The organism is Enterococcus mediterraneensis (assembly GCF_900604485.1).
Lineage (GTDB): Bacteria > Bacillota > Bacilli > Lactobacillales > Enterococcaceae > Enterococcus_C > Enterococcus_C mediterraneensis.
This window is the reverse complement of sequence record NZ_UWOP01000001.1, coordinates 971104-994600: the sequence shown is the minus strand read 5'-3', so window position 1 is coordinate 994600 and position 23497 is coordinate 971104. Positions and strand designations below refer to the sequence as shown.

Annotated in this window: 20 protein-coding genes and 1 other annotated feature; of the genes, 16 read left to right on the top strand and 4 right to left on the bottom strand. The window is 42.2% G+C overall.

From position 1 onward, the window contains the following. Window positions 1-22 precede the first annotated feature (22 nt). The 8 genes from EFB00_RS04760 (at window position 23) to mnmA (ending at window position 6421) form a co-directional block, all read left to right on the top strand. The gene (locus tag EFB00_RS04760) at window positions 23-571 is read left to right on the top strand and encodes a hypothetical protein (RefSeq protein ID WP_241153406.1); all 549 of its coding nucleotides are present in this window, start codon (window positions 23-25) and stop codon (window positions 569-571) included. 125 nt (window positions 572-696) lie between these two features. Then, complete coding sequence (locus EFB00_RS04755) at window positions 697-1668, top strand: ribose-phosphate diphosphokinase (RefSeq protein ID WP_122645763.1); 972 nt, start codon at window positions 697-699, stop codon at window positions 1666-1668. Window positions 1669-1866: 198 nt separating this feature from the next. Continuing rightward, window positions 1867-3009, top strand: coding sequence for a cysteine desulfurase family protein (locus EFB00_RS04750; protein WP_122645762.1), 1143 nt, complete (start codon window positions 1867-1869; stop codon window positions 3007-3009). Window positions 3010-3095: 86 nt separating this feature from the next. After that, a complete protein-coding gene (locus EFB00_RS04745; protein WP_122645761.1) occupies window positions 3096-3437 on the top strand; it encodes a DUF1831 domain-containing protein in 342 nt (113 codons plus the stop codon). Window positions 3438-3549: 112 nt separating this feature from the next. Continuing rightward, window positions 3550-4410 (top strand): aldo/keto reductase, encoded by an 861-nt coding sequence (locus tag EFB00_RS04740; protein ID WP_164709429.1) that lies wholly within the window; start codon window positions 3550-3552, stop codon window positions 4408-4410. A 10-nt stretch (window positions 4411-4420) separates the two neighbouring features. Next, the gene (locus EFB00_RS04735) at window positions 4421-5068 is read left to right on the top strand and encodes a metallophosphoesterase (protein ID WP_122645760.1); all 648 of its coding nucleotides are present in this window, start codon (window positions 4421-4423) and stop codon (window positions 5066-5068) included. Further along, entirely contained in the window at window positions 5065-5238 is a 174-nt protein-coding gene (locus EFB00_RS13420) for a hypothetical protein (RefSeq protein WP_164709428.1), read from the top strand. The genes EFB00_RS04735 and EFB00_RS13420 overlap by 4 nt, the downstream gene beginning before the upstream one ends. A 61-nt stretch (window positions 5239-5299) precedes the next feature. Further along, window positions 5300-6421 (top strand): tRNA 2-thiouridine(34) synthase MnmA, encoded by a 1122-nt coding sequence (gene mnmA / locus EFB00_RS04730; RefSeq protein WP_122647043.1) that lies wholly within the window; start codon window positions 5300-5302, stop codon window positions 6419-6421. A gap of 39 nt (window positions 6422-6460) precedes the next feature. Here mnmA and EFB00_RS04725 read toward each other — a convergent pair whose 3' ends face one another. Further along, complete coding sequence (locus tag EFB00_RS04725; RefSeq protein ID WP_122645759.1) at window positions 6461-7750, bottom strand: multidrug efflux MFS transporter; 1290 nt, start codon at window positions 7748-7750, stop codon at window positions 6461-6463. Between the two features lie 201 nt (window positions 7751-7951). Here EFB00_RS04725 and EFB00_RS04715 point away from each other — a divergent pair, with 201 nt between their 5' ends. Continuing rightward, entirely contained in the window at window positions 7952-8329 is a 378-nt protein-coding gene (locus tag EFB00_RS04715) for a DUF1033 family protein (RefSeq protein WP_122645758.1), read from the top strand. After that, entirely contained in the window at window positions 8262-10334 is a 2073-nt protein-coding gene (locus tag EFB00_RS04710; protein WP_122645757.1) for a DNA topoisomerase III, read from the top strand. Before EFB00_RS04715 ends, EFB00_RS04710 begins: the two co-directional genes overlap by 68 nt. 410 nt (window positions 10335-10744) lie before the next feature. Here the strand turns inward: EFB00_RS04710 and EFB00_RS04705 are convergent, their stop codons facing one another. Further along, window positions 10745-11854: an ABC transporter ATP-binding protein gene (locus tag EFB00_RS04705; RefSeq protein ID WP_122645756.1), complete on the bottom strand. Its 1110-nt coding sequence runs from the start codon at window positions 11852-11854 to the stop codon at window positions 10745-10747. 384 nt (window positions 11855-12238) lie between these two features. On the opposite strand from EFB00_RS04705, the gene EFB00_RS04700 reads away from it, so the two are divergent. Continuing rightward, complete coding sequence (locus EFB00_RS04700; protein ID WP_122645755.1) at window positions 12239-14605, top strand: phosphoketolase family protein; 2367 nt, start codon at window positions 12239-12241, stop codon at window positions 14603-14605. Between the two features lie 128 nt (window positions 14606-14733). On the opposite strand, the gene EFB00_RS04695 is transcribed toward EFB00_RS04700, so the two are convergent. Beyond that, on the bottom strand, window positions 14734-16719 hold the full coding sequence (locus EFB00_RS04695) for a KUP/HAK/KT family potassium transporter (protein WP_122645754.1): 1986 nt from the start codon (window positions 16717-16719) through the stop codon (window positions 14734-14736). 296 nt (window positions 16720-17015) lie between these two features. Between EFB00_RS04695 and EFB00_RS04690 the strand changes: the two genes are divergently transcribed. After that, the gene (locus EFB00_RS04690) at window positions 17016-17777 is read left to right on the top strand and encodes a formate/nitrite transporter family protein (protein ID WP_122645753.1); all 762 of its coding nucleotides are present in this window, start codon (window positions 17016-17018) and stop codon (window positions 17775-17777) included. Between the two features lie 32 nt (window positions 17778-17809). Here the strand turns inward: EFB00_RS04690 and EFB00_RS04685 are convergent, their stop codons facing one another. Continuing rightward, window positions 17810-18292: a YbaK/EbsC family protein gene (locus tag EFB00_RS04685; RefSeq protein ID WP_122645752.1), complete on the bottom strand. Its 483-nt coding sequence runs from the start codon at window positions 18290-18292 to the stop codon at window positions 17810-17812. Window positions 18293-18363: 71 nt separating this feature from the next. Further along, window positions 18364-18596 (top strand) — a binding site (T-box leader). A gap of 201 nt (window positions 18597-18797) precedes the next feature. Between EFB00_RS04685 and EFB00_RS04680 the strand changes: the two genes are divergently transcribed. The 4 genes from EFB00_RS04680 to EFB00_RS04665 all read left to right on the top strand — a co-directional run bounded on the left by EFB00_RS04680 (window position 18798) and on the right by EFB00_RS04665 (window position 23366). Beyond that, window positions 18798-19439, top strand: a complete 642-nt coding sequence (locus EFB00_RS04680; protein WP_122645751.1) for an amino acid ABC transporter permease — start codon at window positions 18798-18800, stop codon at window positions 19437-19439. 12 nt (window positions 19440-19451) lie between these two features. Then, entirely contained in the window at window positions 19452-20099 is a 648-nt protein-coding gene (locus EFB00_RS04675; RefSeq protein WP_122645750.1) for an amino acid ABC transporter ATP-binding protein, read from the top strand. A 2-nt stretch (window positions 20100-20101) separates the two neighbouring features. Further along, window positions 20102-20908, top strand: coding sequence for an amino acid ABC transporter substrate-binding protein (locus EFB00_RS04670; RefSeq protein ID WP_122647042.1), 807 nt, complete (start codon window positions 20102-20104; stop codon window positions 20906-20908). Window positions 20909-20999: 91 nt separating this feature from the next. Beyond that, the gene (locus EFB00_RS04665) at window positions 21000-23366 is read left to right on the top strand and encodes a DNA translocase FtsK (protein ID WP_122645749.1); all 2367 of its coding nucleotides are present in this window, start codon (window positions 21000-21002) and stop codon (window positions 23364-23366) included. Window positions 23367-23497: the final 131 nt, after the last annotated feature.

Genomic DNA, 23497 nt, shown 5'->3' with positions numbered 1-23497 from the left:
ATGAGGAAAAAGAGGTGAGGGAATGGAAGCAATAGAAGCAAACGAATGGATCGGTATACCAGAAGAGCGCTTTGCCCGGTACCGTCATTGGAAGACGCCATCCGGTTATCTTTGCGGAACTTATGCGTCAGCAGTGTTTTTAGCTTACTATCAAGATTATATTGATAAAGAGATTCTCCCAGAAAAGTTAAGAAGGAAAAATACGACCCAAAATCAGCCGCTAGTGGATATGCTGCAAGTTATGATTCAGCGGCATGGACTGCCAACATTGCCATTACAAGTAGGACATGGTCTATCAAAATTTTTTGACTTCTACAAATTGCCTTATCGCGCCCGTACCACGACATTTGGCGGCTGGCATCGAGCGGTTAAGCGGATCAATCAAGGAAAACCAGTAGTCATAGGCCTCTTAAAAGGGTTGGGAAGTACGTACGGCAATCATTGGGTAGTGGCGTATGCCTATAAGGAAACTGCTGACGGCAAACGTTATCTGAAAGTCCATGATAATTGGGGCAATCATCATAAAGTCATTCCGGCTTCATGGATAAATGGAACAATTTCATTACCTTAATGAAAATTTCTTGTAAAGTATGGTAGAATAAGTGGGAATAAACTCGAATCACTCCTTACGTCTGATGATAATCGAGAGGATTTGTTTCTGACGTTAGGAATAGAAAAAACTTTTTGGAGGCAAAAATGGTTGAGAAAACTCAAGACGAATCATTGAAGATCTTTAGTTTGAATGGTAATCGTCCCTTGGCAGAAAAAATCGCGAATGTTCTGGGAACCAGTTTAGGTCAATGCGCGATCAAACAATTCAGTGATGGCGAAATTTCGATCAGTATCGAAGAAAGTGTCCGCGGTGCGCATGTCTATTTGATCCAAGCTACCAATCAGCCGGTCAATGATTATTATATGGAGTTGTTGATCATGATCGATGCGTTGAAACGTGCCAGTGCCCAAACGATCAATGTCGTGCTGCCTTATTATGCCTACGCTCGTCAAGACCGTACAGCGAAACCACATGAACCAATCACCGCTAAATTGATCGCTAACATGATCGTTGAAGCTGGAGCGACACGGGTTTTGACTCTTGATCTGCATACAGTCCAAGTCCAAGGATTCTTTGATATTCCTGTCGATAACTTGTTTACAATGCCGTTGTTTGCTCATTATTACCGTAAGTTAGGAATGACCGGGGATGACTATGTTGTTGTCTCGCCAAAAAATTCCGGTGTCCAACGTGCACGGAGTTTGGCTGAATATCTTGATACAACTATCGCCATCGTCGATCAGGAAAAAACGGAAGAAAGCGACGGTTATGTGATCGGTGATGTCAAAGGCAAACGTTGTATCATGGTAGATGATATTTTGAATACAGGAAATACATTGGCAAAAGCCGCGAATTTATTAAAAGAAGCCGGCGCTGAAGAAATCTATGCCTGTGTTTCTCATGCATTATTGTCTGATCCTGCGAAAACTATTTTAGAAGAAGCGCCTATTGAAGATATTTGTGTGACAGATTCTTGCTGGACCGCTGAAGAACGGCATCCTAAACAGCTTACTTACATTACTTGTTCAGAGTTGATGGGAGAAGCCGTGAAACGGATCCACGAAAATACACCGATGAGCCCATTGTTCAAATTAGAAGAAAAAGACTATCAATAAACGGGAGCCGCTGATTTTTTCAGCGGCTTTTTTGTGTCTGCAGAAATTCAGACGGGCTGATATCAAGCGAAATCTAAAGATCGGCTGTTTTGCCACTGTATTGCGCTGAGAATAGTCTATTACCAACACGCTTACTTTTTGGTTTCCTTTTTATTCTGTGCTAGAATAAAAGTAATGAGAAAAGAAAAGGTGAAGTGAATGAATCAAATCTACTTAGATCATGCGGCTACTACACCGATGCACCCAGAGGTCATCGAAGAAATGAGTCGCTTGATGCAAGATATATATGGAAATCCTTCCAGTATCCATAATTATGGACGCAAAGCCCATGAACAGTTAGAAAATTTCAGAGAAACAATCGCCGCTAGTTTAGCGGTCAAACCCCACGAAATCATTTTCAACAGCGGCGGAACCGAGGGTGATAATACGGCTATCATCGGTACTGCTTTTTCCCGCCAAGAACACGGCAAACATCTGATCACGACAGCGATCGAACATCCGGCTGTTTTAGAAACCATGAAATATTTAGAAAAAGAAGGCTTTGAAGTGACGTACTTGCCGGTGGATAAAAAAGGACAGCTGCAACTAGCTGACTTTCAAAAGGCACTGCGAGACGATACCATTTTAGTTTCCATCATGTATGCCAACAATGAAACAGGAAATCTTTTGCCGATCAAAGAAATCGGCGAGATCTTGAAAGATCATCCAGCAGTTTTCCATACAGATGCTGTCCAAGCCTATGGAAAAATCCCCATCACTCCTTATGAAGACCATATCGATTTATTAAGTGTTTCAGCCCATAAGATCAATGGACCAAAAGGTGTCGGCTTTTTATATAAAAAAGACGGTATCAATATCCCGGCATATCTTCATGGCGGAGAGCAGGAAGAAAAACGCCGTGCCGGCACGGAAAACTTAGTAGGGATCGGCGGAATGGCGAAAGCCGTTGAACTATTGACACCTGAGGTCCAAGCCGAAAATCGGGAAAAATATCGAGAATTTGCGGACATCATTTTCCAAACACTGGATGAGCAGCAAGTGGCTTATCATTTAAATGGCGATCCGGAACACAAACTGCCTCACGTATTGAATCTGTATTTCCCAGACGTCTCCAATGATCTGCTGTTGATGAAACTGGATCTGAAAGGAACTGCGATCTCTACCGGTTCTGCCTGCACAGCAGGTAATATCGAGCCTTCCCATGTTTTAGAAGCCATGTATGGAGAAGACGCGCTGATTGTTGATCAATCCGTCCGTATCAGTTTTGGATATGGCAATACCAAAGAAGCGATCAAAGAATTTGCCAGCTTATTAGCTGAAACCGTCAAAAAATCATTATGACAAAACGGTCTTTTTCGGTGAGGGACTAGTAAAAGATCTGTAAAACTTTTATAATTAAAGCAAGAATAATTATTGGGGTGAATGAGATGGCATTTCAGGAAACGGCAACAGTTTTAGGAGCAGAGACAAAATATAAGATCAATCCTTCCGCAAAAAGATATACATTGCGCGATAACGGCTTTACCGAAACCAATGGCGGTAATTTTCAATTGGTCCGTCCGTTAGAAGCGACACCGCAAAGCAAAGAAGGATTTAAATTGAAGATCACAGTATCAAGCGACATCAAAACATTGAAGATGTCGATCACGACTGCCAATGGGTTAAAGGCTGTCAATTTATTCAAAGATGATACTCATAAAATGCTGCAGGATAAATTCTACTTCTTGATGGATGGATTTATCAGCCGCGGTCTGTTCGAAAAAATCTAATCAAAACCAGCAGGACTTCTTTTGGAAGCTGCTGGTTTTTTGTTAGGAAAGACGAGGCTTGTATTTTGTCTCAGGGTATTTTCTCCAGTATACTTGAAGTGAGGTGAGTCAGATGACAGAACAGATACAAAAAGTAATGCTCGCAGATAAAAAGCATTTTCCGATTGGCTTAGGTACTTGGCATATGGGGGATGACAGAAATAAGCGTCCTTTAGAATTGGAAGCGCTGCGAACAGGTATCGAACAGGGCGCTACGATCATTGATACAGCAGAGATGTATGGTGAAGGCAATGCCGAAAAATTAGTCGGAGAAGCGATCCAGCCTTTTGACAGAGAATCATTGTTTTTGATTTCTAAAATCTATCCTTGGAATGCATCCCTGAAAGCATTGCCGCAACATTTGGACAAAAGCCTGGAACGATTGGGAACAGATTATTTGGATTTATATTTATTGCATTGGACAGGAGATATCCCGTTGGCAGAAACCGTGGCAGCGATGGAAGACGCGAAAAAAGCCGGTAAGATCCGGCATTGGGGCGTATCAAATTTTGATGTGTCAGATATGGAAGAATTGTGGCAGATCCCTGATGGAAAAAACTGCGCAACGAATGAGGTCCTTTACAATCTCGGCAGTCGCGGGATCGATTTTGATTTACTGCCTTGGATGCGGGAAAAACAACTGCCCTTGATCGCTTATTCGCCGATCGCACAAGGAGATAGTCTAGGAAATGATTTTACAAAAAATCCTGTTTTGAAAGAAATCGCTCGTGCCCATGACTGTTCGATTTTTCAAGTCTTATTAGCGTGGACATTGCGAGGAGGAGATACGATCGCGATCCCTCAATCCAGCAATAAAAAACATGTTTTGGATAATATCGCCGCCGCATCTTTGACATTGACGAATGAAGAATGGCAAGCCATCGAGACGGCATTTCCCAAACCGGACCACAAGCAACCGTTAGCAGTTTTATAAGGAGAAGGCTATGAGATTTTTTACTTCTGATACCCATTACTTTCATGCCGCATTATTAGGTAAAAATGACTTTGCTCCGCGTCTGTTTTCAACAATGACGGAAATGCATCAAACAATGATTAAGCATTGGAATGATGTGGTCAAAGAAACGGATACTGTCTATCACTTGGGAGATGTCGCCATGCATCCGAAATATGAAAAAGGTTTTGGGGAAGTCTTGGAACTGCTGTCGCAATTGAACGGTAAGATCGTTTTTGTCAAAGGCAATCACGATACCCGGGCTTTTTTCAAATTTTTAGCGGCAAATGATCCTAAACTGCCATCCGGTGAAGAAAAGTTTTCTTTCGAAGATGTGGGCGTGCTGATCAAATTCAATCATCATCAATATTATTTGACCCATTACCCTATCCTGCTGGGCATCACAAAAAATATCCGCAATCTCCATGGTCATATCCATCATTATAGTCTGCCGATCGCGGAGAATATCAATGTGGGTGTGGATACACCGGAGTTGGAACTTTTACCGGAAAAACATCCTTTCGGCGCTCCGCTGTCTGAGCATCAAATCGATCTCATCATTTCTGCTAAAACTGCGGAACTGGAAAAACTCTACGATGATCAGCAACGTTGGGAATTTTTTGAAGATTTTTTTGAATGATCCAACAAACCCTGATACCAGGTGATGGTTTCAAAAAAATGACCATCAACTGGTATCAGGGATTTTTTGCGTTTTATTTAATTAAAAGAGCGGGAACAGCTAAGAAATTCCAAAGAAAACCACCAATAGATGAAATTCTGCGAATTCTGTTGTATAATGGCAAATACTGAAAAGTTGCGACCTTCAAATCGTAGAGTTTTCGGAATCTATAATGAAATGATGGTGAAGAACATGACAGACAACAGTCAAACACGAGTTGTCGTTGGCATGAGCGGCGGGGTGGACTCGTCGGTAACGGCCCTTTTGTTGAAAGAACAAGGGTATGATGTCGTTGGGATTTTTATGAAAAACTGGGACGACACAGATGAAAACGGTGTGTGTACAGCCACCGAAGATTACAAAGATGTCGCAAAAGTTGCGGCGCAAATCGGAATCCCTTACTATTCTGTGAATTTTGAAAAGGAATATTGGGACCGGGTCTTTGAATACTTCTTGGCAGAATACCGTGCCGGCAGAACGCCAAACCCTGATGTAATGTGCAACAAAGAAATCAAATTCAAAGCTTTCTTGGATTATGCGTTGGAATTGGGCGCTGATTATGTAGCGACTGGCCACTACGCCCAAGTTGAAAAAGATGAAAATGGCGTGGTCCACATGCTGCGAGGCGTGGATCAAAACAAAGACCAAACATACTTTTTAAGCCAACTTTCTCAAGAACAATTAAGCAGAACCATGTTTCCTTTAGGCGGCATGGAAAAATCCGAAGTGCGGGCGATCGCTGAACATGCCGGATTAGCTACTGCTAAGAAAAAAGATTCAACCGGTGTCTGCTTTATCGGTGAAAAGAATTTCAAACAATTTTTAAGCAACTATCTGCCTGCTAAAAAAGGCAAGATGGTGACATTAGACGGTGAAGAAAAAGGCGAACACGATGGCTTGATGTATTACACGATCGGCCAACGTCAAGGTCTAGGAATCGGCGGCGGCGGAAAGACCCAAGACCCATGGTTTGTTGTAGGCAAAGATTTGGCTACGAATACCTTATATGTTGGTCAAGGATTCCATCATCCAGCATTGTATGCGGATCGTTTGGATGCCAGCCAAATCCACTTCACTACCGATGATCCAAAGGTGAAAGAATTCAAATGTACTGCGAAATTCCGTTACCGTCAACAAGATGTAGCAGTAACAGTCCGTTTATTGGATGATGACCGTGCAGAAGTTATTTTCGACGAACCTGTCCGCGCCATCACACCAGGACAAGCTGTTGTTTTCTATGACGGCATGGAATGCTTAGGCGGCGGTCTGATCGACCATGCCTACAAGGCAGAAAATGTTTTACAATATGTCTAATAAAAAAAGAGAAAACCGAAAAACCGGTTTTCTCTTTTTTTAATGTTTTTGCGGTTGTTCTGCCACATCAGTCGATTCTGAATAAATTTCGGTTTCGTGTTCCGCTTTTTCCTTGATCTCGGCGGTATTGTGCCGTACTAATAAGAAATTAGCGAAAACTAGAACAGAGGTTGAAAAGAATACGCCGCGATAGCCCAGCATACTGGATACAGATGAACCGATCAATGGACCGATCACATTTCCGGTCGCTTGAAAGGATTGATTGTAACTGAAGATCCGACCGGCTGCCTGTTGTGGTGAATATTTAGTGATCAACGATTGGACAGCAGGCAAAAGACAAGCATCAGAGATACCGATCAAAAAGCGCAAAGCGGCCAATTGCCAAACATTTGTGACAAACGCCATCGGCAAATAAACCAGCATCGCCATCAATAGACCGATCGCCAAGATCCGTTCACTGCCGATCCGATCTCCCAAACGACCAAAGCGGGGTGCTGCGATCAACGTAGCGATACCAGGGATCGAAGCGATGATCCCGCTGATCAGTGTGACATTGCCGTGACCGTGCAATAATTGCCGAATATACAAACTAATGATCGGACTGATGGAATTATTTGAAGCTTGGATGATCATAGTAGTAATGAACATTCCGATGATCACATGAGGATATTTGAGATTTTTAAGGATCTCTTTTGCTGGCTGCATGTCTTTTTTCTCTACTGGTGTAAACTCTTCATGGACAAAGATCAGGCTCAATAAAAACACAAGGGCTAAAATACTTGCAGTAATGAAAAATGTGGGACGGTAACCGAAAGCTGAAGCGGTCACGCCGCCTAACAGCGGACCCAACAATGTCCCGGTGACTGACCCTGTCGCTAATGTCCCTAATACCTGACCGCTTTTTTCTCGAGGCGTCCCTGTAGCTACCAGTGCGGTAGCGTTACTGATGTAACCGGAAAAGATCCCTTGCAGAAAACGCAACGCGACTAATTGATAAACGGAAGTGACTGCTCCCATCAGTCCGATAACGACTGCCATCCCTAGTGATGCTCTCAAAAGCATCAATTTACGCCCTTTTTGATCGGCGAGTTTGCCCCACCAAGGTGAGATGATAGTAGTTACTAAAAAAGTCGAGGAGAAGGTGATCCCGCTCCAAAAATTCAATTCCTGATTGGAAAAATGACCTAATGTATCTATGTACAACGACATGAAGGGCATGACCAAACTAAAACCGATACCTGCCATAAAGGTACCAAACCACAAAACTACCAAATTTTTCTCCCATGGCGCTCGTGGTCGAGCGATCTGAGATTTGATTTTTGCTAACAAAAAAAAGCCTTCTTTCTAAAGATTCTGCTTTTTTAGCATAAATCAGAATTTTTCTCCCGGCAAGCCTTTGACTTATGGTAAACTAATTATTGATATAATTTTAAGAATAAAAGGCGATTTTATATATTTAATGCACATTTCTTGCGCAAGACGGGTATAGTGAGTAAGATAAACTCGTAAATCAAACGGGGGAGCGATTAGATGTACCAAGTTATTATGATGTATGGGGACAATGAACCATGGTGGTTTTTTGAAGAATGGCAAAATGATATCGTACGAGAAGCAACCTTCGAAACATTTGAAGAAGCGCGTATTTTTTTTGAAAATGAATGGTACCTTCAAAGAAACAAGTTCAATCATTTGAATGGTAGACAGAATTATCTTTTTGCTTTTTGGAATGATGGGGACGAACGCTGGTGTGAAGAATGCGATGATTATTTGCAGCAATACACCGGTCTGGCTCTTTTAAAAGACTACCAGCCAGTTACAAACGAGAGCGGAAAGGAATTTTATGAAACAATTAATTCTAGCGGAAAAACCAAGCGTTGCCAAAGACCTAAGCAAAGTATTGGGAGCTAATCAAAAACACAAAAATTATTATGAAGGACCCAATGTTATCGTGACATGGGCCCTTGGTCATTTATTGGGCTTGAAAATGCCGGAAGATCTTAACAAAGACTGGCAGACTTGGCAAATGGAGACACTGCCGATGATCCCGAAACAATTGGGGATCAAAGCATTGCCGAAGACCGGTCACCAATTAAAAGCCATCAAACAGCTAGCACAACGAAAAGACGTATCCGAAGCGGTGATCGCAACGGATGCCGGAAGAGAAGGAGAACTGGTTGCTCGCTGGATCTTAGAATGGGTCCGTTTTGACAAACCAGTCAAACGGCTATGGATCTCTTCTCAAACCGATAAAGCCATCAAAGAAGGTTTTCGCAAATTAGCGCCTGCAAAAAATTATGATTCACTGTATCAGTCAGCGATCGCCCGTGCGAAAGCCGATTGGCTGGTAGGATTGAATGTCACCCGCGCATTGACGGTCAAGTACCAAGACAACTTGAGTGCTGGTCGGGTTCAGACGCCAACGCTGGCATTGGTACGGGAACAAGAAAAGCAGATCGAATCTTTCCGACCACAAAGTTATTATGTGATCGAATTAGCAGTCGGTGATGAAAAAGCGAAACTTGTGCAAAAAAATCCTTATCAATTAAAAGAACACCAAGACGCGCAAAAACTTGTAGATGAAATGAGTCGGCAAAACGGCCGCGTAGTTTCAATAGAAGAAAAAATCAAAACCGAAGCGGCACCGCTGCCTTATGATCTAACAGAGATTCAGCGGGAAGCCAACCAGCGTTATGGCTATTCAGCGAAAAAAACATTGTCTTTGGTACAAAGTCTTTATGAGATCCATAAGATCGTGACCTATCCGCGGACTGACAGCAAGTATCTGACGAATGATATGAAAGATACGATGAAAGAGAGGCTGCAGGCAGTCAGCGATTTTGCGCCGGAAGTTAAACAATATTTGAAAACCGGCAAAGTCGTACAACAAAAAGTGTTCAACGACAGCAAAGTTTCTGATCACCATGCTCTTTTACCGACAGAACAAAAGCCCCGCTATGAAAAATTGTCGACAGACGAACAGCGGATCTATAATATGATCGTCCGCCGTTTCTTGATGCTGTTTGCACCAGTCCATAAACGCAGTCAGCAAAAGATCACGGTGACATTTGAGAAGGAAACCTTTATCTTTACCAATCATACGGTGCTGGAAGCCGGTTGGAAAGAAGCGGAAGCTGCAACAGAACATTCTGTTGTTTGGCAGGAAGGTCAGCGAATCAAGCCGAACTTTTCTATCAAAAAAGAATTGACCACCCCGCCAAGACCGTTGAATGAAGGTACTCTTTTAGGGAAAATGGAAAAGGCCAATCTAGGTACGCCGGCGACCCGGGCGGAGATCATCGAAAAACTGATCAAATCAGAATTGATGGAACGGGCTAACAGCAATCTGGCGGTGACACCAAAAGGCAAACAATTATTGTCATTGGTCAATCCTTCTTTAGTAACCCCGGAACTGACCGCTAAATGGGAAAAAGAGCTGGAAATGATCGCCAAAGGCAGCTACTCCAGTCAAAAATTCCTACAGCAGATCGAAACAGATACCAAGCGTTTGGTGTCAGAGATCAAGCAAAGCGAAAGCAAATACCAAGATTTTTCTTTGACACAAAAGAAATGTCCGGAATGCGGTTCTTTCTTGAAAGAAAAGAATACCCGAGACGGCAAGATCTATGTCTGTTCCAATACAGAATGTAGCTACCGCCGCCGCAAAGAACCGAAGCTTTCCAATCATCGCTGTCCGCAATGTCATAAAAAGATGGAGATCATCGAAGGAAAGAACGGTGCTTTCTTTAAATGCAAATTCTGTTCCATCACTGAAAAGATCCCGGATAAAAAAGAACGCAATAAAAAACTCAGCAAACATGAAGAACGCCGTCTGCTGAAAAAAATCAACCAACAAGCCGAACCGGAAGAAAGTCCATTAGCCGCAGCATTGAAAGCCGCGATGGAAAAACAGTAGGCTTTTCAAAATATAAAAGAAACCGAGCGACAGAGATATCTGCAAAAAGCAGTATCTGATTGTCGTTCGGTTATTTTTTTTATGAAAGCAAATCTGTGACCACTCAAAAAAATGATCAAACCAGCTGTGATTGGAATTGCTGATAAAATAATCCTTTTTTTGCCATCAATTCATCAAAGGTACCGAATTCCCGGCATTTGCCTTTTTGAATGACAGCGATCTTATGATAATTACGTTACACATTTTTATTACAATCAACTACACTGTCATAAGATAATTCGTTTGCAATTTTAAATTTATTTGAAAGTAGTTAAGAAAGCAGCAAGAACGACCAAAAAGCCCAATGCTTAAAACAGCATCGGACTTTTTTAGTGAGGTATATAGTATATAGAGAAAAAAGGGGAGCAAAATTAAGGAAGCGTGATAACTTCTTCTGTTTCTTTGTCGAAGAAGTGACCTTTGTTGATGTTGAATGCCAATTCAATGGTTTCGCCTGGTTTATGGAAGTCCCGAGCATCAACTTTTGAAATGAATTCTGTATCACCAGTTTTGGTATACAGCATGGATTCAGCACCTAATAATTCAGATACCACGACTTCAGCTGAAACTGTTGCTTCAGGTGAAGCATCGATTGCTACTTGTTCGCTGTGGATATCTTCTGGACGAATACCGAACGTCAATTGTTTTCCTTCGTAGCCTTTTTCAACTAAGACTTTGTTTTTGCCTTCAGGGATCCGCAATTTCAAGCCGAATCCGTCTGAGATAACACCGTTGTTAAGAGTTACATTAAAGAAGTTCATTGCTGGTGAACCGATAAATCCGGCTACGAAAACATTTCTAGGTGTATCGTATACTTCTTTTGGTGTACCGATTTGTTGGATGAAACCGTCTTTCATGATAACGATCCGGTCAGCCATAGTCATCGCTTCGGTTTGGTCATGGGTAACGTAGATCGTTGTTGTTTCCAAGCGTTGGTGCAATTTCGCGATTTCTGCACGCATGGCAACCCGCAATTTCGCATCCAAGTTAGACAATGGTTCATCCATCAAGAAGACTTTTGCATCACGTACGATGGCACGTCCTAATGCGACACGTTGCCGTTGTCCACCGGAAAGAGCAGCCGGTTTGCGGTCTAGGTATTCCGTCAAGCCAAGGATCTCAGCCGCGTTTTCAACCCGTTTTTTGATACTTGCTTTATCGTATTTACGTAGTTTCAATCCGAATGCCATGTTGTCAAAGACAGTCATGTGTGGATATAACGCATAGTTTTGGAAAACCATTGCGATGTCGCGGTCTTTTGGTGCGACGTCATTCATTACTGTTTCCCCGATCGTCAATTCCCCTTCGGAAATGTCCTCCAACCCGGCGATCATTCGCAGTGTCGTTGATTTTCCGCAACCGGAAGGACCGACGAAAACGATAAATTCACGATCCTTGATATCTAAATTAAAGTCAGTAACAGAGTAGTTCTCTGCATTATCATACTTTTTATAAACGTGATTCAAAGCCATTTGTACCATGTAGCATTCCTCTTTTCTTTTTTCTTATATATCAACTATAAATGAAAGCGCTGTAAATAGTAAGTGGCAAGTTGCACAAAATAACGGTTACATTATTGTGCAACTTGTGGGAAGGAAAGCAAAAAGGACTATAATGTAAAATCCTCTAGCTATATTTCCGGTCAGGATAGCTTATTACAGGACATGGATTTGATAGCAGTTGTTTTAAGGCTTAGGTGTGTAATAATGTCAATCATTTGCCACCATTATCGATATCCTTGATAATAGAAAGAGAAAGTTGAAAAAAAGCAATAAAGGTAAATTTGACTAATATTAAAAACAGCAGTATGATTGCGATGTATTTAAGTCTAATTTACTTTTATTAATCAAAAAGGAGATTTTCTTATGACGACAAAGTATGATTCAAAAGAGTATTTGCAGAAAATCGATGCGTGGTGGCGAGCGGCTAATTATATTTCCGTTGGTCAATTGTACTTGAAAGACAATCCCTTGTTGCGGCGTCCCATTAAAAAAGAAGATGTGAAGATCCATCCGATCGGTCACTGGGGTACGATCGCAGGACAAAACTTTATTTACGCCCATTTGAATCGGGTCATCAATAAATATGATCTGAATATGTTTTACATTGAAGGTCCAGGACATGGTGGTCAAGTGATGGTTTCCAATTCTTATCTAGATGGAAGTTACAGCGAAATCTATCCTGAGATCACGCAAGATGAAGCGGGATTAGCTAAGCTATTCAAACGCTTTTCATTCCCAGGGGGAGTCGCTTCTCATGCGGCACCAGAAACACCTGGTTCGATCCATGAAGGTGGCGAATTAGGCTACTCTATCTCTCATGGAACTGGTGCGATTTTGGATAATCCTGATGTGATCGCAGCGGTAGTAGTCGGCGACGGCGAATCAGAAACAGGACCGTTAGCAACAAGCTGGTTCTCTAATACGTTTATCAACCCAGTCAATGACGGGGCTGTTTTGCCCATCTTATATCTTAACGGCGGGAAAATCTCCAATCCAACGATCTTGGCCCGCAAATCAGATAGCGATCTGCGTAAGTATTTTGAAGGAATGGGTTGGGAACCGATTTTTGTCGAAGGAACTGATCCCGAAAAAGTACATCCATTGATGGCGGAAAAAATGGATCGTGCCATCGAAAAAATCAAAAAAATCCAAGAATTCGCTCGTTCAGGTGTCGCCGAAGAAGCGAAAATGCCTCAATGGCCGGTCTTGATCGTCCGAACACCAAAAGGCTGGACAGGTCCGAAAGAATGGGACGGCGAACCGATCGAAGGGGGCTTCCGTGCCCATCAAGTACCGATCCCAGTCGATGCTGAACACATGGAGCACATTGACGCGTTAACAGATTGGTTGAAATCCTATCGTCCGGAAGAACTATTTACGGAAAATGGTCAATTGAAACCAGAGATCCAAGAATTGTCTCCTAAAGGCGAACGCCGGATGTCTATGAATCCGATCACTAACGGCGGTCTTGATCCAAAACCATTGAAGATTACAGACTGGAAAAAACATGCTATCGATACCTCGACGCCTGGAGCGGTCATGGCACAAGATATGATCGAATTCGGGAAATTCGCGGCTGACCTGATCGAAGCCAACCCAGATAATTTCCGAATCTTTGGACCGGACGAAGCGAAATCCAATCGCTTGAACAAAGTCTTTGATGTGACGAACCGTCAATGGTTGGAAGTGAAAAACGATGCCTATGATGAATGGATCTCGCCAGTTGGCCGGGTGATCGACTCACAATTGTCAGAACATCAAGCAGAAGGTTTCTTGGAAGGCTATGTTTTGACTGGCCGTCACGGTTTCTTTGCCAGTTATGAATCCTTTTTACGGGTCGTAGATTCCATGATCACACAACACTTCAAGTGGATGCGTAAAGCGAAAGATCAATCTTGGCGGAAAAACTATCCTTCATTGAATTTGATCGCTACTTCCAGTGTTTTCCAACAAGATCATAACGGCTATACCCATCAAGATCCTGGTTTGTTGACACATTTAGCTGAGAAAAAACCGGAATTTATTCGGGAATATCTGCCAGCTGATGCTAACAGCTTGATGGCAGTCATGGCAGAAGCGCTGAGTTCGGAAGAAAAAATCAACTTGATCGTATCTTCTAAACATCCGCGTCCACAATTTTATTCAGTGGAAGAAGCAGAGACATTGGTTAGTGAAGGCTTGAAAATCATCGATTGGGCTTCAACTGATAATGGAGGAGAACCGGATATCGTTATAGCGGCCGCTGGAACGGAACCAAATTTGGAAAGTTTGGCAGCTGTCACATTGCTTCATAAGCAATTCCCAGAATTGAAGATCCGTTTTATCAATGTAGTGGATATTTTGAAACTGCGTCATCCATCTATCGATCCGCGAGGACTGACTGATGAAGAATTCGATCGCTATTTTACAAAAGATAAACCGATTATTTTTGCTTATCATGGCTATGAAGGAATGATTCGTGACATCTTCTTTAAACGTCATAATCATAATCTCCATATCCACGGCTATCGCGAAAACGGCGATATCACTACACCATTTGATATGCGGATCCTGTCTGAATTGGATCGCTTCCACTTAGCACAAGACGCCGCAGCTGTTGTATATGGTGAAAAAGCGGATGAATTTGTCCAAAAAATGACGGATACAGTGAATTACCATCACGATTATATTCGGGAAATCGGTGCTGATATCGACGAAGTCAATGATTGGAAATGGGCACCGTTGAACTGATGCAACCAAAATAAAGGCTGGCTTTAAGTCACCGAAACAAAAGATCCAACCTGCATACATCAAATTGCGAAAGCAATGTATACAGGTTGGATCTTTGCGTCTGAAAATCTTTATCTGATTTTTTATTTTTATCGTCGTTCTTTCAAACGGGTTTTGCGAGTTTTTCCTAGGATAAGAGGTACAGTTTCATATTTTACTTCACTGTATTCCAGACCAAACCATTTCTTAGGACTGATGGTATGGCTCTTGATGAATAGTTTCGCCTGCATGATCTGACGTTCCCAGTGATCCAGTACGATATTGTTGGATAATTCTTCTTGGATCAATATAAATTGAAAATCTCCAACTTCACGATTTGGAGTCAAGGAATATTTTTGCGGCTGTTTAGGCAGACGCCCTTCTTTCATCAAATCGTGGATGATCTGTCGGATGTAGACATTGACTTCTTGTTTGCTGCGGAAGCCTAAATAAAGCTTGACCTTAACGACAAAATCCGTTCCCATCGTATCAACAGAAAATTCTTGTGTATAAGGCTCATCAGTGACTTCTACATTGACGAACCAATAAACCTTCGCGCGTTTCGGTTGTTTGTCTAGGATAGAGTAAAGAAATTGCCGTCCGATTTGGTCGCCTTCCATTTTAGGAACCAAAAATACCACATTTGTTTGGTAGAAAGGCAGTGAGTCATCGTTTCGCAATTGCGCCAGTTGCGGCAGATAATCTTTCAGATCGACTTCTTCTGAGACCCTTTCTTGGATGATATTGCTTCGTTCCCAGATCGTCATTAAAATCAAGATGACAGCGGCGATAGCCACAGCAACGAAACCACCGCGGAAAAATTTCGTGACACTGGAAATGAAGAAAACTGATTCAATGATCCCAAAAAACAGGGTTGTTGCTAAGGAAAAGATCCGTGAACGTCCAGTTTGAACTAAATAGAAATAAAGCAGGACCGTAGTCATCAGCATAGTAACAGTAATGGATAGTCCGTACGCCGCTTCCATATGGGAAGAAGTACGGAAAGTCAAAACGACCACTGAACAAGCCAACCACAAAATCATATTGACTGCCGGAATATACATTTGTCCGATAGATTTTCCGGGATAAATGATTTTTAAGCGAGGCAGTAATTTTAATTTGATAGCTTCAGAAACCAAAGTGAATGAACCGGAAATCAAAGCTTGCGAAGCGATGATCGCCGCGATGGTAGCAAAACCAACACCGAAAATCATCCAGCTGTCTGGCAGCATTCTGAAAAATGGATTCAATTGTTCGATGGCTTGGATCTCAGGATCTTGATAGGCTTGCAATAACCAAGCCGCCTGTCCTAAATAATTCAACATCAAGCAGACCTTGATATATGGCCAGCTGATCCGAATGTTCATTTTACCGACGTGCCCCATGTCGGAGTAAAGGGCTTCAGCACCAGTAGTAGCTAGAAAGACGTTTCCTAAAATAAACAAGCCTAGTTTATTTTCAGGACTAGTTAATAAACGAAACGCATACCACGGATTCAATGCTCGAAAAACAGAAAGGTCGTGACTAAAATTCATGATGCCGACAATCCCTAAAAACGTGAACCACACAAACATCACCGGTCCAAATGCTTTTCCCACATTGTCGGTACCAAAGCGCTGTACAGCGAATAAAACCAAAAGGATGACCAATGTGATCCCTACAATGACATTTTGATCCATTCCAAAACGTTCAAAAAAAATCGGAATGCCTCGCAGACCTTCAACCGCAGTCGTTACTGTGACGGCTGGAGTAAGAACACCATCGGCCAACAACGCGGCCCCTCCGATCATGGCAGGGATGATAATATATTTCCCGCTTTTACGGATCAATGTGTATAAAGAAAAAATGCCGCCCTCACCATGGTTATCAGCATTCAATGCAATCATGACATATTTGACGGTCGTCAATAAAGTCAGTGTCCAGAAAATCAATGAAACGGCGCCAAGAATAAAGTCGGGGTTGATACTTTTTAGCCCGCCATTTTCCTCTACAATAGCTTTCATAACATAAAGGGGGCTGGTTCCGATATCACCATAAACCACACCCATCGCTACTAAAAGTCCGGCAAAGGACCATTTCTTCGCTTGTTTGGTCATTGTATAATCCTCCTAAGATTTCAAGTGTTACTTATAAATTTATCTATTTTTATGAAGAAATAAGTGCCAAATCTTCAATAACAAACATTATCTGAAATTACTCAATTTATGTCAAATATTTACATGTAAAAGCATAAATAAAATTATTTGCTTTTGTATAGTTACATTGGACCTAAAAATGAGAGTACAAAATGAAAATTGTGATAAAATTCACTATTTTTTCTTTAATAGTGATTGCTTTTTTTTTCAGATATCGTAAAGTAAAAAAAGTATGAAAAGAGGAGAGACGTGAACAAATGCACACACCAGAAGAAATTATGAATTTAAGCATCCAATATGGAGAGAAAAAAATCAAAAAACCTTTGCTAGCGAAATTGATTCTAGGTTTTATCGGCGGAGCGATGATTTCCCTAGGATATTTGGCGTATATACGGGTTTCGGCTTCCATTCCGGAAAATATGGCCAGCTTAACGAGTTTGGTGGGGGCTTCGGTTTTTCCGATCGGTTTATTGGTCATTTTATTAGGCGGCGGTGAACTTATTACCGGGAATATGATGGCAGTAGCGATCGCGTTCATGGACAAAAAGATCCGCTTTTCCGAGTTGATAAAAAATTGGGCGATTATTACAGTGGCGAATATTGTTGGCGCTATCTTTGTGGCGTATTTCTTTGGCTATTTGGTGGGATTGACTCATTCAGGACCTTATCTGGAACAGCTGATCGATATCGCCCACCACAAGATCGAAGTATCTGCTCTTCAAGCAATCGGATCAGGAATCGGCTGTAATTGGTTCGTAGGTCTGGCACTGTGGCTGTCTTACGGAGCCAAAGACGCAGCAGGGAAAGTATTGACCATTTGGTTTCCTGTAATGATCTTTGTTGCGATCGGATTCCAGCATAGCGTAGCGAATTGCTTTGTGATCCCGGCGGCCATTTTCGAAGGGCAAGCGACTTGGTTGGAATTTATTTATAATTTTGTCCCTGTTTATATCGGCAATATTATCGGCGGCTCGATTTTTGTTTCGGCATTCTATTATTTAAGTTATAAACATCATTAAAAAATTTTTCATCAAGGGTTCAAAAAAAGGGTTCAAACTTTGATAAAAAGCGGTGTGTACCCTAAATGATCCAAAATTTTTTCAAAGTCATGAAACGTCATGATCAACGTCGTGGAATTGATGTTCGGATGAAACCCTACAGTATCTTCGCGGTCGATGGATTCATCAATGACAACGGTGATCTGATGATCCTGATCATGAGGCAAGGCTAATGGTGTCACTGTTCCGGCAGGGACATGCAGCAGCTTTTGCAACTCATCTTCGGAAAGAAAAGATAAACGTTTTTCGGATAATTCTTCCGCTAACAACGCTAGATTTGCTTGTTTTTCATCAGGAAGGATCACGAGATAGACACGCTTGCCTTTTTTTGCTTTTAATACTAGATTTTTGACTTGAGGACCAGGCAATTCAAAGGGTACATTTTTTACTGAAGTGATCGCCGGATGATCCACTCGTTGATAAGAAATCTTTAAATGAGCCAATAAATCATAGGCTTCTTTTTCTGTCGCTAACATAAAAATTTCCTCCTAAGAATAAAAATAGTTGACAATCAGTAAAAATCCATGTAAATTATTATCAACTTAATACTACGACATCGAAAAGAAGAGTAGCAAGTAAATTGGTTTTTAGAGAGTCTCTGGCAGGTGAAAAGAGATAGCCGTTAGTTGTGAAACACATCTTGGAGTCGAATTTCTGAACATAGTAGGATTTTCCGGGAAAGCCCGTTACAGCTGCAGTCATTGATAGATGACTAGTTAAGTTCAGCGACCGCGAGGCGTTGATAAAAAAAGGTGGAACCGCGTAATTTACGTCCTTTAGTCTTTTGACTAAAGGACTTTTTTATTGCTAAAATCGTAGAAGATACTATGATGGTCTCATCACCACTAGTTGACAGAATGATTGCTGGAGATCTTCTTTGTAGAAGATAAACTGAGGTGGGACCACGTGTAAAAACGTCCTCTGGCATTTTGTCAGGGGACGTTTTATTTTTATCAAAGAATGTATGTTGGAGGAGAAATCATGGAATATTTAGTTTCATTAATGCCGCAATTATTGAGCGGTGCAGGAATTACATTGAAATTGTTTGCTTTTACGCTTTTAGGATCAATACCACTGGGAATTATTTTAGCATTTGCGTTAGTCAGTCACTTCCCGCCGCTGAAATTTTTAGTTCAAATTTATGTTTGGTTGATGCGGGGAACGCCATTATTGCTGCAATTGATTTTTATTTTCTATGGACTGCCATTAGCTGGGATCGTATTTGATCGTTTTGATGCCGCAGTATTGGCCTTCATTATCAATTACGCGGCCTACTTCGCTGAGATTTTCCGCGGTGGGATTCAGTCTATTTCAACAGGACAATACGAGGCGGCGCAAGTACTGCGTTTGAGCAAATGGCAAACCATTACGAAAATCATTATTCCACAGGTGGTCAAGATCACCTTCCCATCTGTCGGTAATGAGATCATTAATTTAGTTAAAGATACATCGCTGGTTTATATCTTGGGTCTCTCAGATGTTATGCGGATCGGCAAGATCGCGATGGAACGGGATACGACACTGTTGCCATTAGTCGGTGTCGGTTTGATTTATCTTGTAATGACAGGAGTCTTTACAGTCTTGATGAAAACTATTGAGAAGAAAATGGATTATTATCGCTAAGGAGGAGAAACCATGTTAGAACTAAAGCAAGTCACAAAATCATTCGGAAAGAAAAAAGTGATTGATCAATTGGATCTGACGATTCCAGACGGCAGTATTTTAGCGATCGTGGGACCTTCCGGCGGTGGGAAAACTACTTTGCTGAGAATGTTGGCAGGTCTGGAAAAAGTCGACAGTGGTCTTTTTCTATTAGATGGCAAAGCTTTCGATCCGACAGCTTTGAACGAGCAGGAACAAGTAGTAGGGGTCGTTTTTCAAGATTTCCAATTGTTTCCGCATCTCAACGTCTTTGAAAATATCACTTTGGCACCGAAAATGGTCTTAAAAGAAAGTAAAGAAATCTATACAAAAAAAGCGCAGCACTTAGCGCAACAGCTGGGACTGGAAGAACATTTGGAACATTATCCCTTCCAACTTTCCGGCGGACAAAAACAGCGGGTGGCGATCGCCCGGGCGATGGCGATGAATCCAAAAGTTTTGGCCTACGATGAACCTACCAGCGCTCTTGATCCAGAGTTGCGGCAGCAGGTGGAAAATCTGATTTTGGATCTGAAAAAACAAGGTGTTACGCAAATCGTGGTCACTCACGATTTAACATTTGCGGAAAATATCGCAGATAATCTTTTACGAGTAAATCCCAAAAAGGAGGAAGAAAAATGAAGATGAATAAATTAGCAGGCTGGTTGGCAGTTGGTTTGGTTGGTTTAAGTTTGGCGGCGTGCGGAAGCGGCCAAAAAGAAGAAAAAAGCGCACGGGATACTACAAAAGAAGTCGTTGTCGGGTTGGACGATACCTTTGTGCCAATGGGCTTCAAAGATGAAAAAGGCGATCTGGTAGGATTCGATATCGACTTGGCAAAAGCTGTGTTTAAAGAGAGTGATATCAAAGTCACTTTCCAACCGATTGATTGGTCAATGAAAGAAACGGAATTGGACAACGGCACGATCGACTTGATTTGGAATGGTTACAGTAAAACACCGGAACGGGAAAAGAAAGTTCTGTTTTCTGATCCTTACATGGAAAATGACCAAGTGTTAGTAACGCCAAAGGAAAGCAAGATCACGTCATTTGATGGGATGAAAGGAAAAATATTGGGAGCGCAAGAAGGTTCCTCCGGATATAGTCTGTTTACAGAACAGCCTAAAGTCTTGAAAGATCTAGTCAAAGACAACGATGCAGTTCTTTTCGCCAGCTTCAATGAAGCATTTATTGACTTGGAAAACGGCCGAATCGATGGTCTATTGATCGATGAAGTATATGCAAATTATTACCTGACTCAAAAGAAACAATTAGATGATTACACTATTACAGAAGGACCATTCAAAAGCGAGGACTTCGCGGTAGGTGTCCGCAAAGATGATCAAAAATTGGTGGATAAGGTCAACCAAGGATTGAAAACTCTACAAGACAACGGCGAATTCAAAAAAATATCTGAAAAATGGTTCGGGGAAGATGTGACACCGAAGTAACCCCCATTTCTCACAAAGAGGCGAAAACAAAACTTTTGTTCGCCTCTTTTTTTTTGTATAATGGAAGGTGATGAAATGAGGGATCAAAAAAATGGCACAAAAAAAACGCCAGAAGAAAAGAAAAACAAAAAAAGAGATTCAGCAGCAAGAAAAATTGATCATGATTTTGATTGGTCTGGTATTTGTTTTGTTTGCCGGATTCGGCTTATTTAAATTAGGGTTTCTAGGAACTTTGTTGGCTAATACTTTTCGGATAATCGGCGGCAACACGTATCCGATCTTGTGTTTAGTGCTTGCAGGATATGGGATTTGGCTGATGCTGAAGACGACAGAGGCAAAAATCACCAACTATCGCCGTTTTTTTGGCAGTCTGATTTTTTATCTAGGGGTCTTACTGATGCTGCACGCTCATTTATTCAGTAAATTGCAAACCAGCCAGCCGAATATTTTACAAACGACTTGGCAGGCGTTGTCCAGTGATCTGCGTACCAGCCAGATCCAACAAAATGTCGGCGGCGGATTAGTCGGCGCGATCTTGTATCAAGCCAGTTATTTCTTGGTTTCGCAAATCGGCAGTTATCTGATCGCTTTTATTTTATTAGGGGTCGGCGGCTTTCTTTTCAGTATGATGAGCGGTCATCAAGTAATCGATGGTCTGCAGACGATCAGTGAAAAACTGCAGCAATTCTTAGCAGAAGATCCTGATAAAAAAGCCCAGCGTGAAGCGAAAAAGCAAGAGAAAAAAGCGGCGAAAGAAGCACAAATCGCTGCAGAACGCGAGCGGGTCATTGCGGAAATGAAGGAAAAAGAAAAAAATCAGGTCCGACCACTGCAAGATGACGAACAGCAGGAATCAGAACCGTTGGCAGAACCGGAACAGTTGAGTTTTGTTCCGATTGATAGTTTCCAGCAAAATATGCCGGCAACAGAACCAGTCCATAAGCCAGTTGATGATGTACCGGAAGACGACGGCGAGGATCTGGATTTTGAGATTTCCGAAGAAGCGGAAGACCAAGATTACGAATTGCCTACTTCTGTCTTATTGGATACCATCCCGGCGACAGATCAAAGTGATGAGTATTCTAAAATCGAAAACAATATCGGTGTGTTAGAAAATACCTTCAAAAGTTTTGGTGTGGATGCCAAAGTTGTCAAAGCCAGTTTAGGACCGGCTGTTACAAAATTCGAAGTACAACCGGCTGTTGGTGTCAAAGTCAGCAAGATCGTCGGTTTGACAGATGATATTGCGTTGGCATTAGCGGCAAAAGATGTTCGGATGGAAGCACCGATTCCCGGAAAGTCATTGATCGGGATCGAAGTGCCTAACAGTACGATCAGTATGGTCTCTTTCCGAGAAGTGATCGACGCTCAGCCCAATCATCCAGATCAACTGTTGGAAGTACCTTTAGGACGGGATATCTCCGGACGAGTACAGACTGCTGATCTGACGAAGATGCCCCATCTGTTGATCGCCGGTTCCACCGGGAGTGGGAAATCGGTAGCTATCAACGGGATCATTACCAGTATTTTGATGCGGGCCAAACCTCACGAAGTCAAATTGATGATGATCGACCCTAAAATGGTGGAATTGAATGTCTATAACGGCATTCCTCACTTATTGACACCTGTGGTCACTAATCCCCGCAAAGCAGCACAAGCTTTGCAAAAAGTCGTCAAAGAAATGGAAGAACGTTACGAAAAATTTGCAGCTACAGGTGTCCGCAATATCACTGGATACAATGAATTGGTGAATGAAAAAAATTTGGAAGATGGCGAGAAACGGCCGATTTTACCATTTATCGTTGTGATCGTTGACGAGTTGGCTGACTTGATGATGGTTGCCAGTAACGAAGTGGAAGATGCGATCATCCGCTTGGCGCAAATGGCGCGGGCAGCTGGGATCCATATGATCTTGGCGACCCAACGGCCAAGTGTCGATGTCATCACCGGGATCATCAAAGCAAACGTACCGTCGCGGATCGCGTTTGCGGTCTCCAGCGGGGTGGATTCCCGGACGATCATCGATTCCAACGGTGCGGAAAAACTTTTAGGACGCGGGGACATGCTTTATCTGCCAATGGGCGAGAATAAGCCGATCCGGGTTCAAGGCGCATTTATCTCTGATCATGAAGTAGAACGAGTGGTAGAGTTCATCACGAATCAGCAAGGTGCCAATTACGAAGAGAAAATGATGATCTCAGAAGAAACCACAACATCCAGCGAACAATCTCAAGATGAATTGTACGATCAAGCAAAAGCTCTGGTCATCGATATGCAGACAGCCAGCGTTTCCTTGCTGCAACGCCGCTTTAGAATCGGCTACAACCGTGCGGCACGTCTAGTGGATGAACTGGAAGAACATGGCGTAGTGGGACCATCAGAAGGCAGCAAGCCGCGGAAAGTATTGATGGAACCAGCACCAGAAGAAAGTGTTGACCCAATGGAAAACCAACCTTGATCTAATTATTTGCTGAAAATTTGAGGCATATATAATCGACAATAGAGAATTTTTACAAATAGAGAGTGGAACTGTGATATCAGGTGCTGATTTCAACTGTCCGAATGGGAATATGAGAAGCCTAAAGGTGA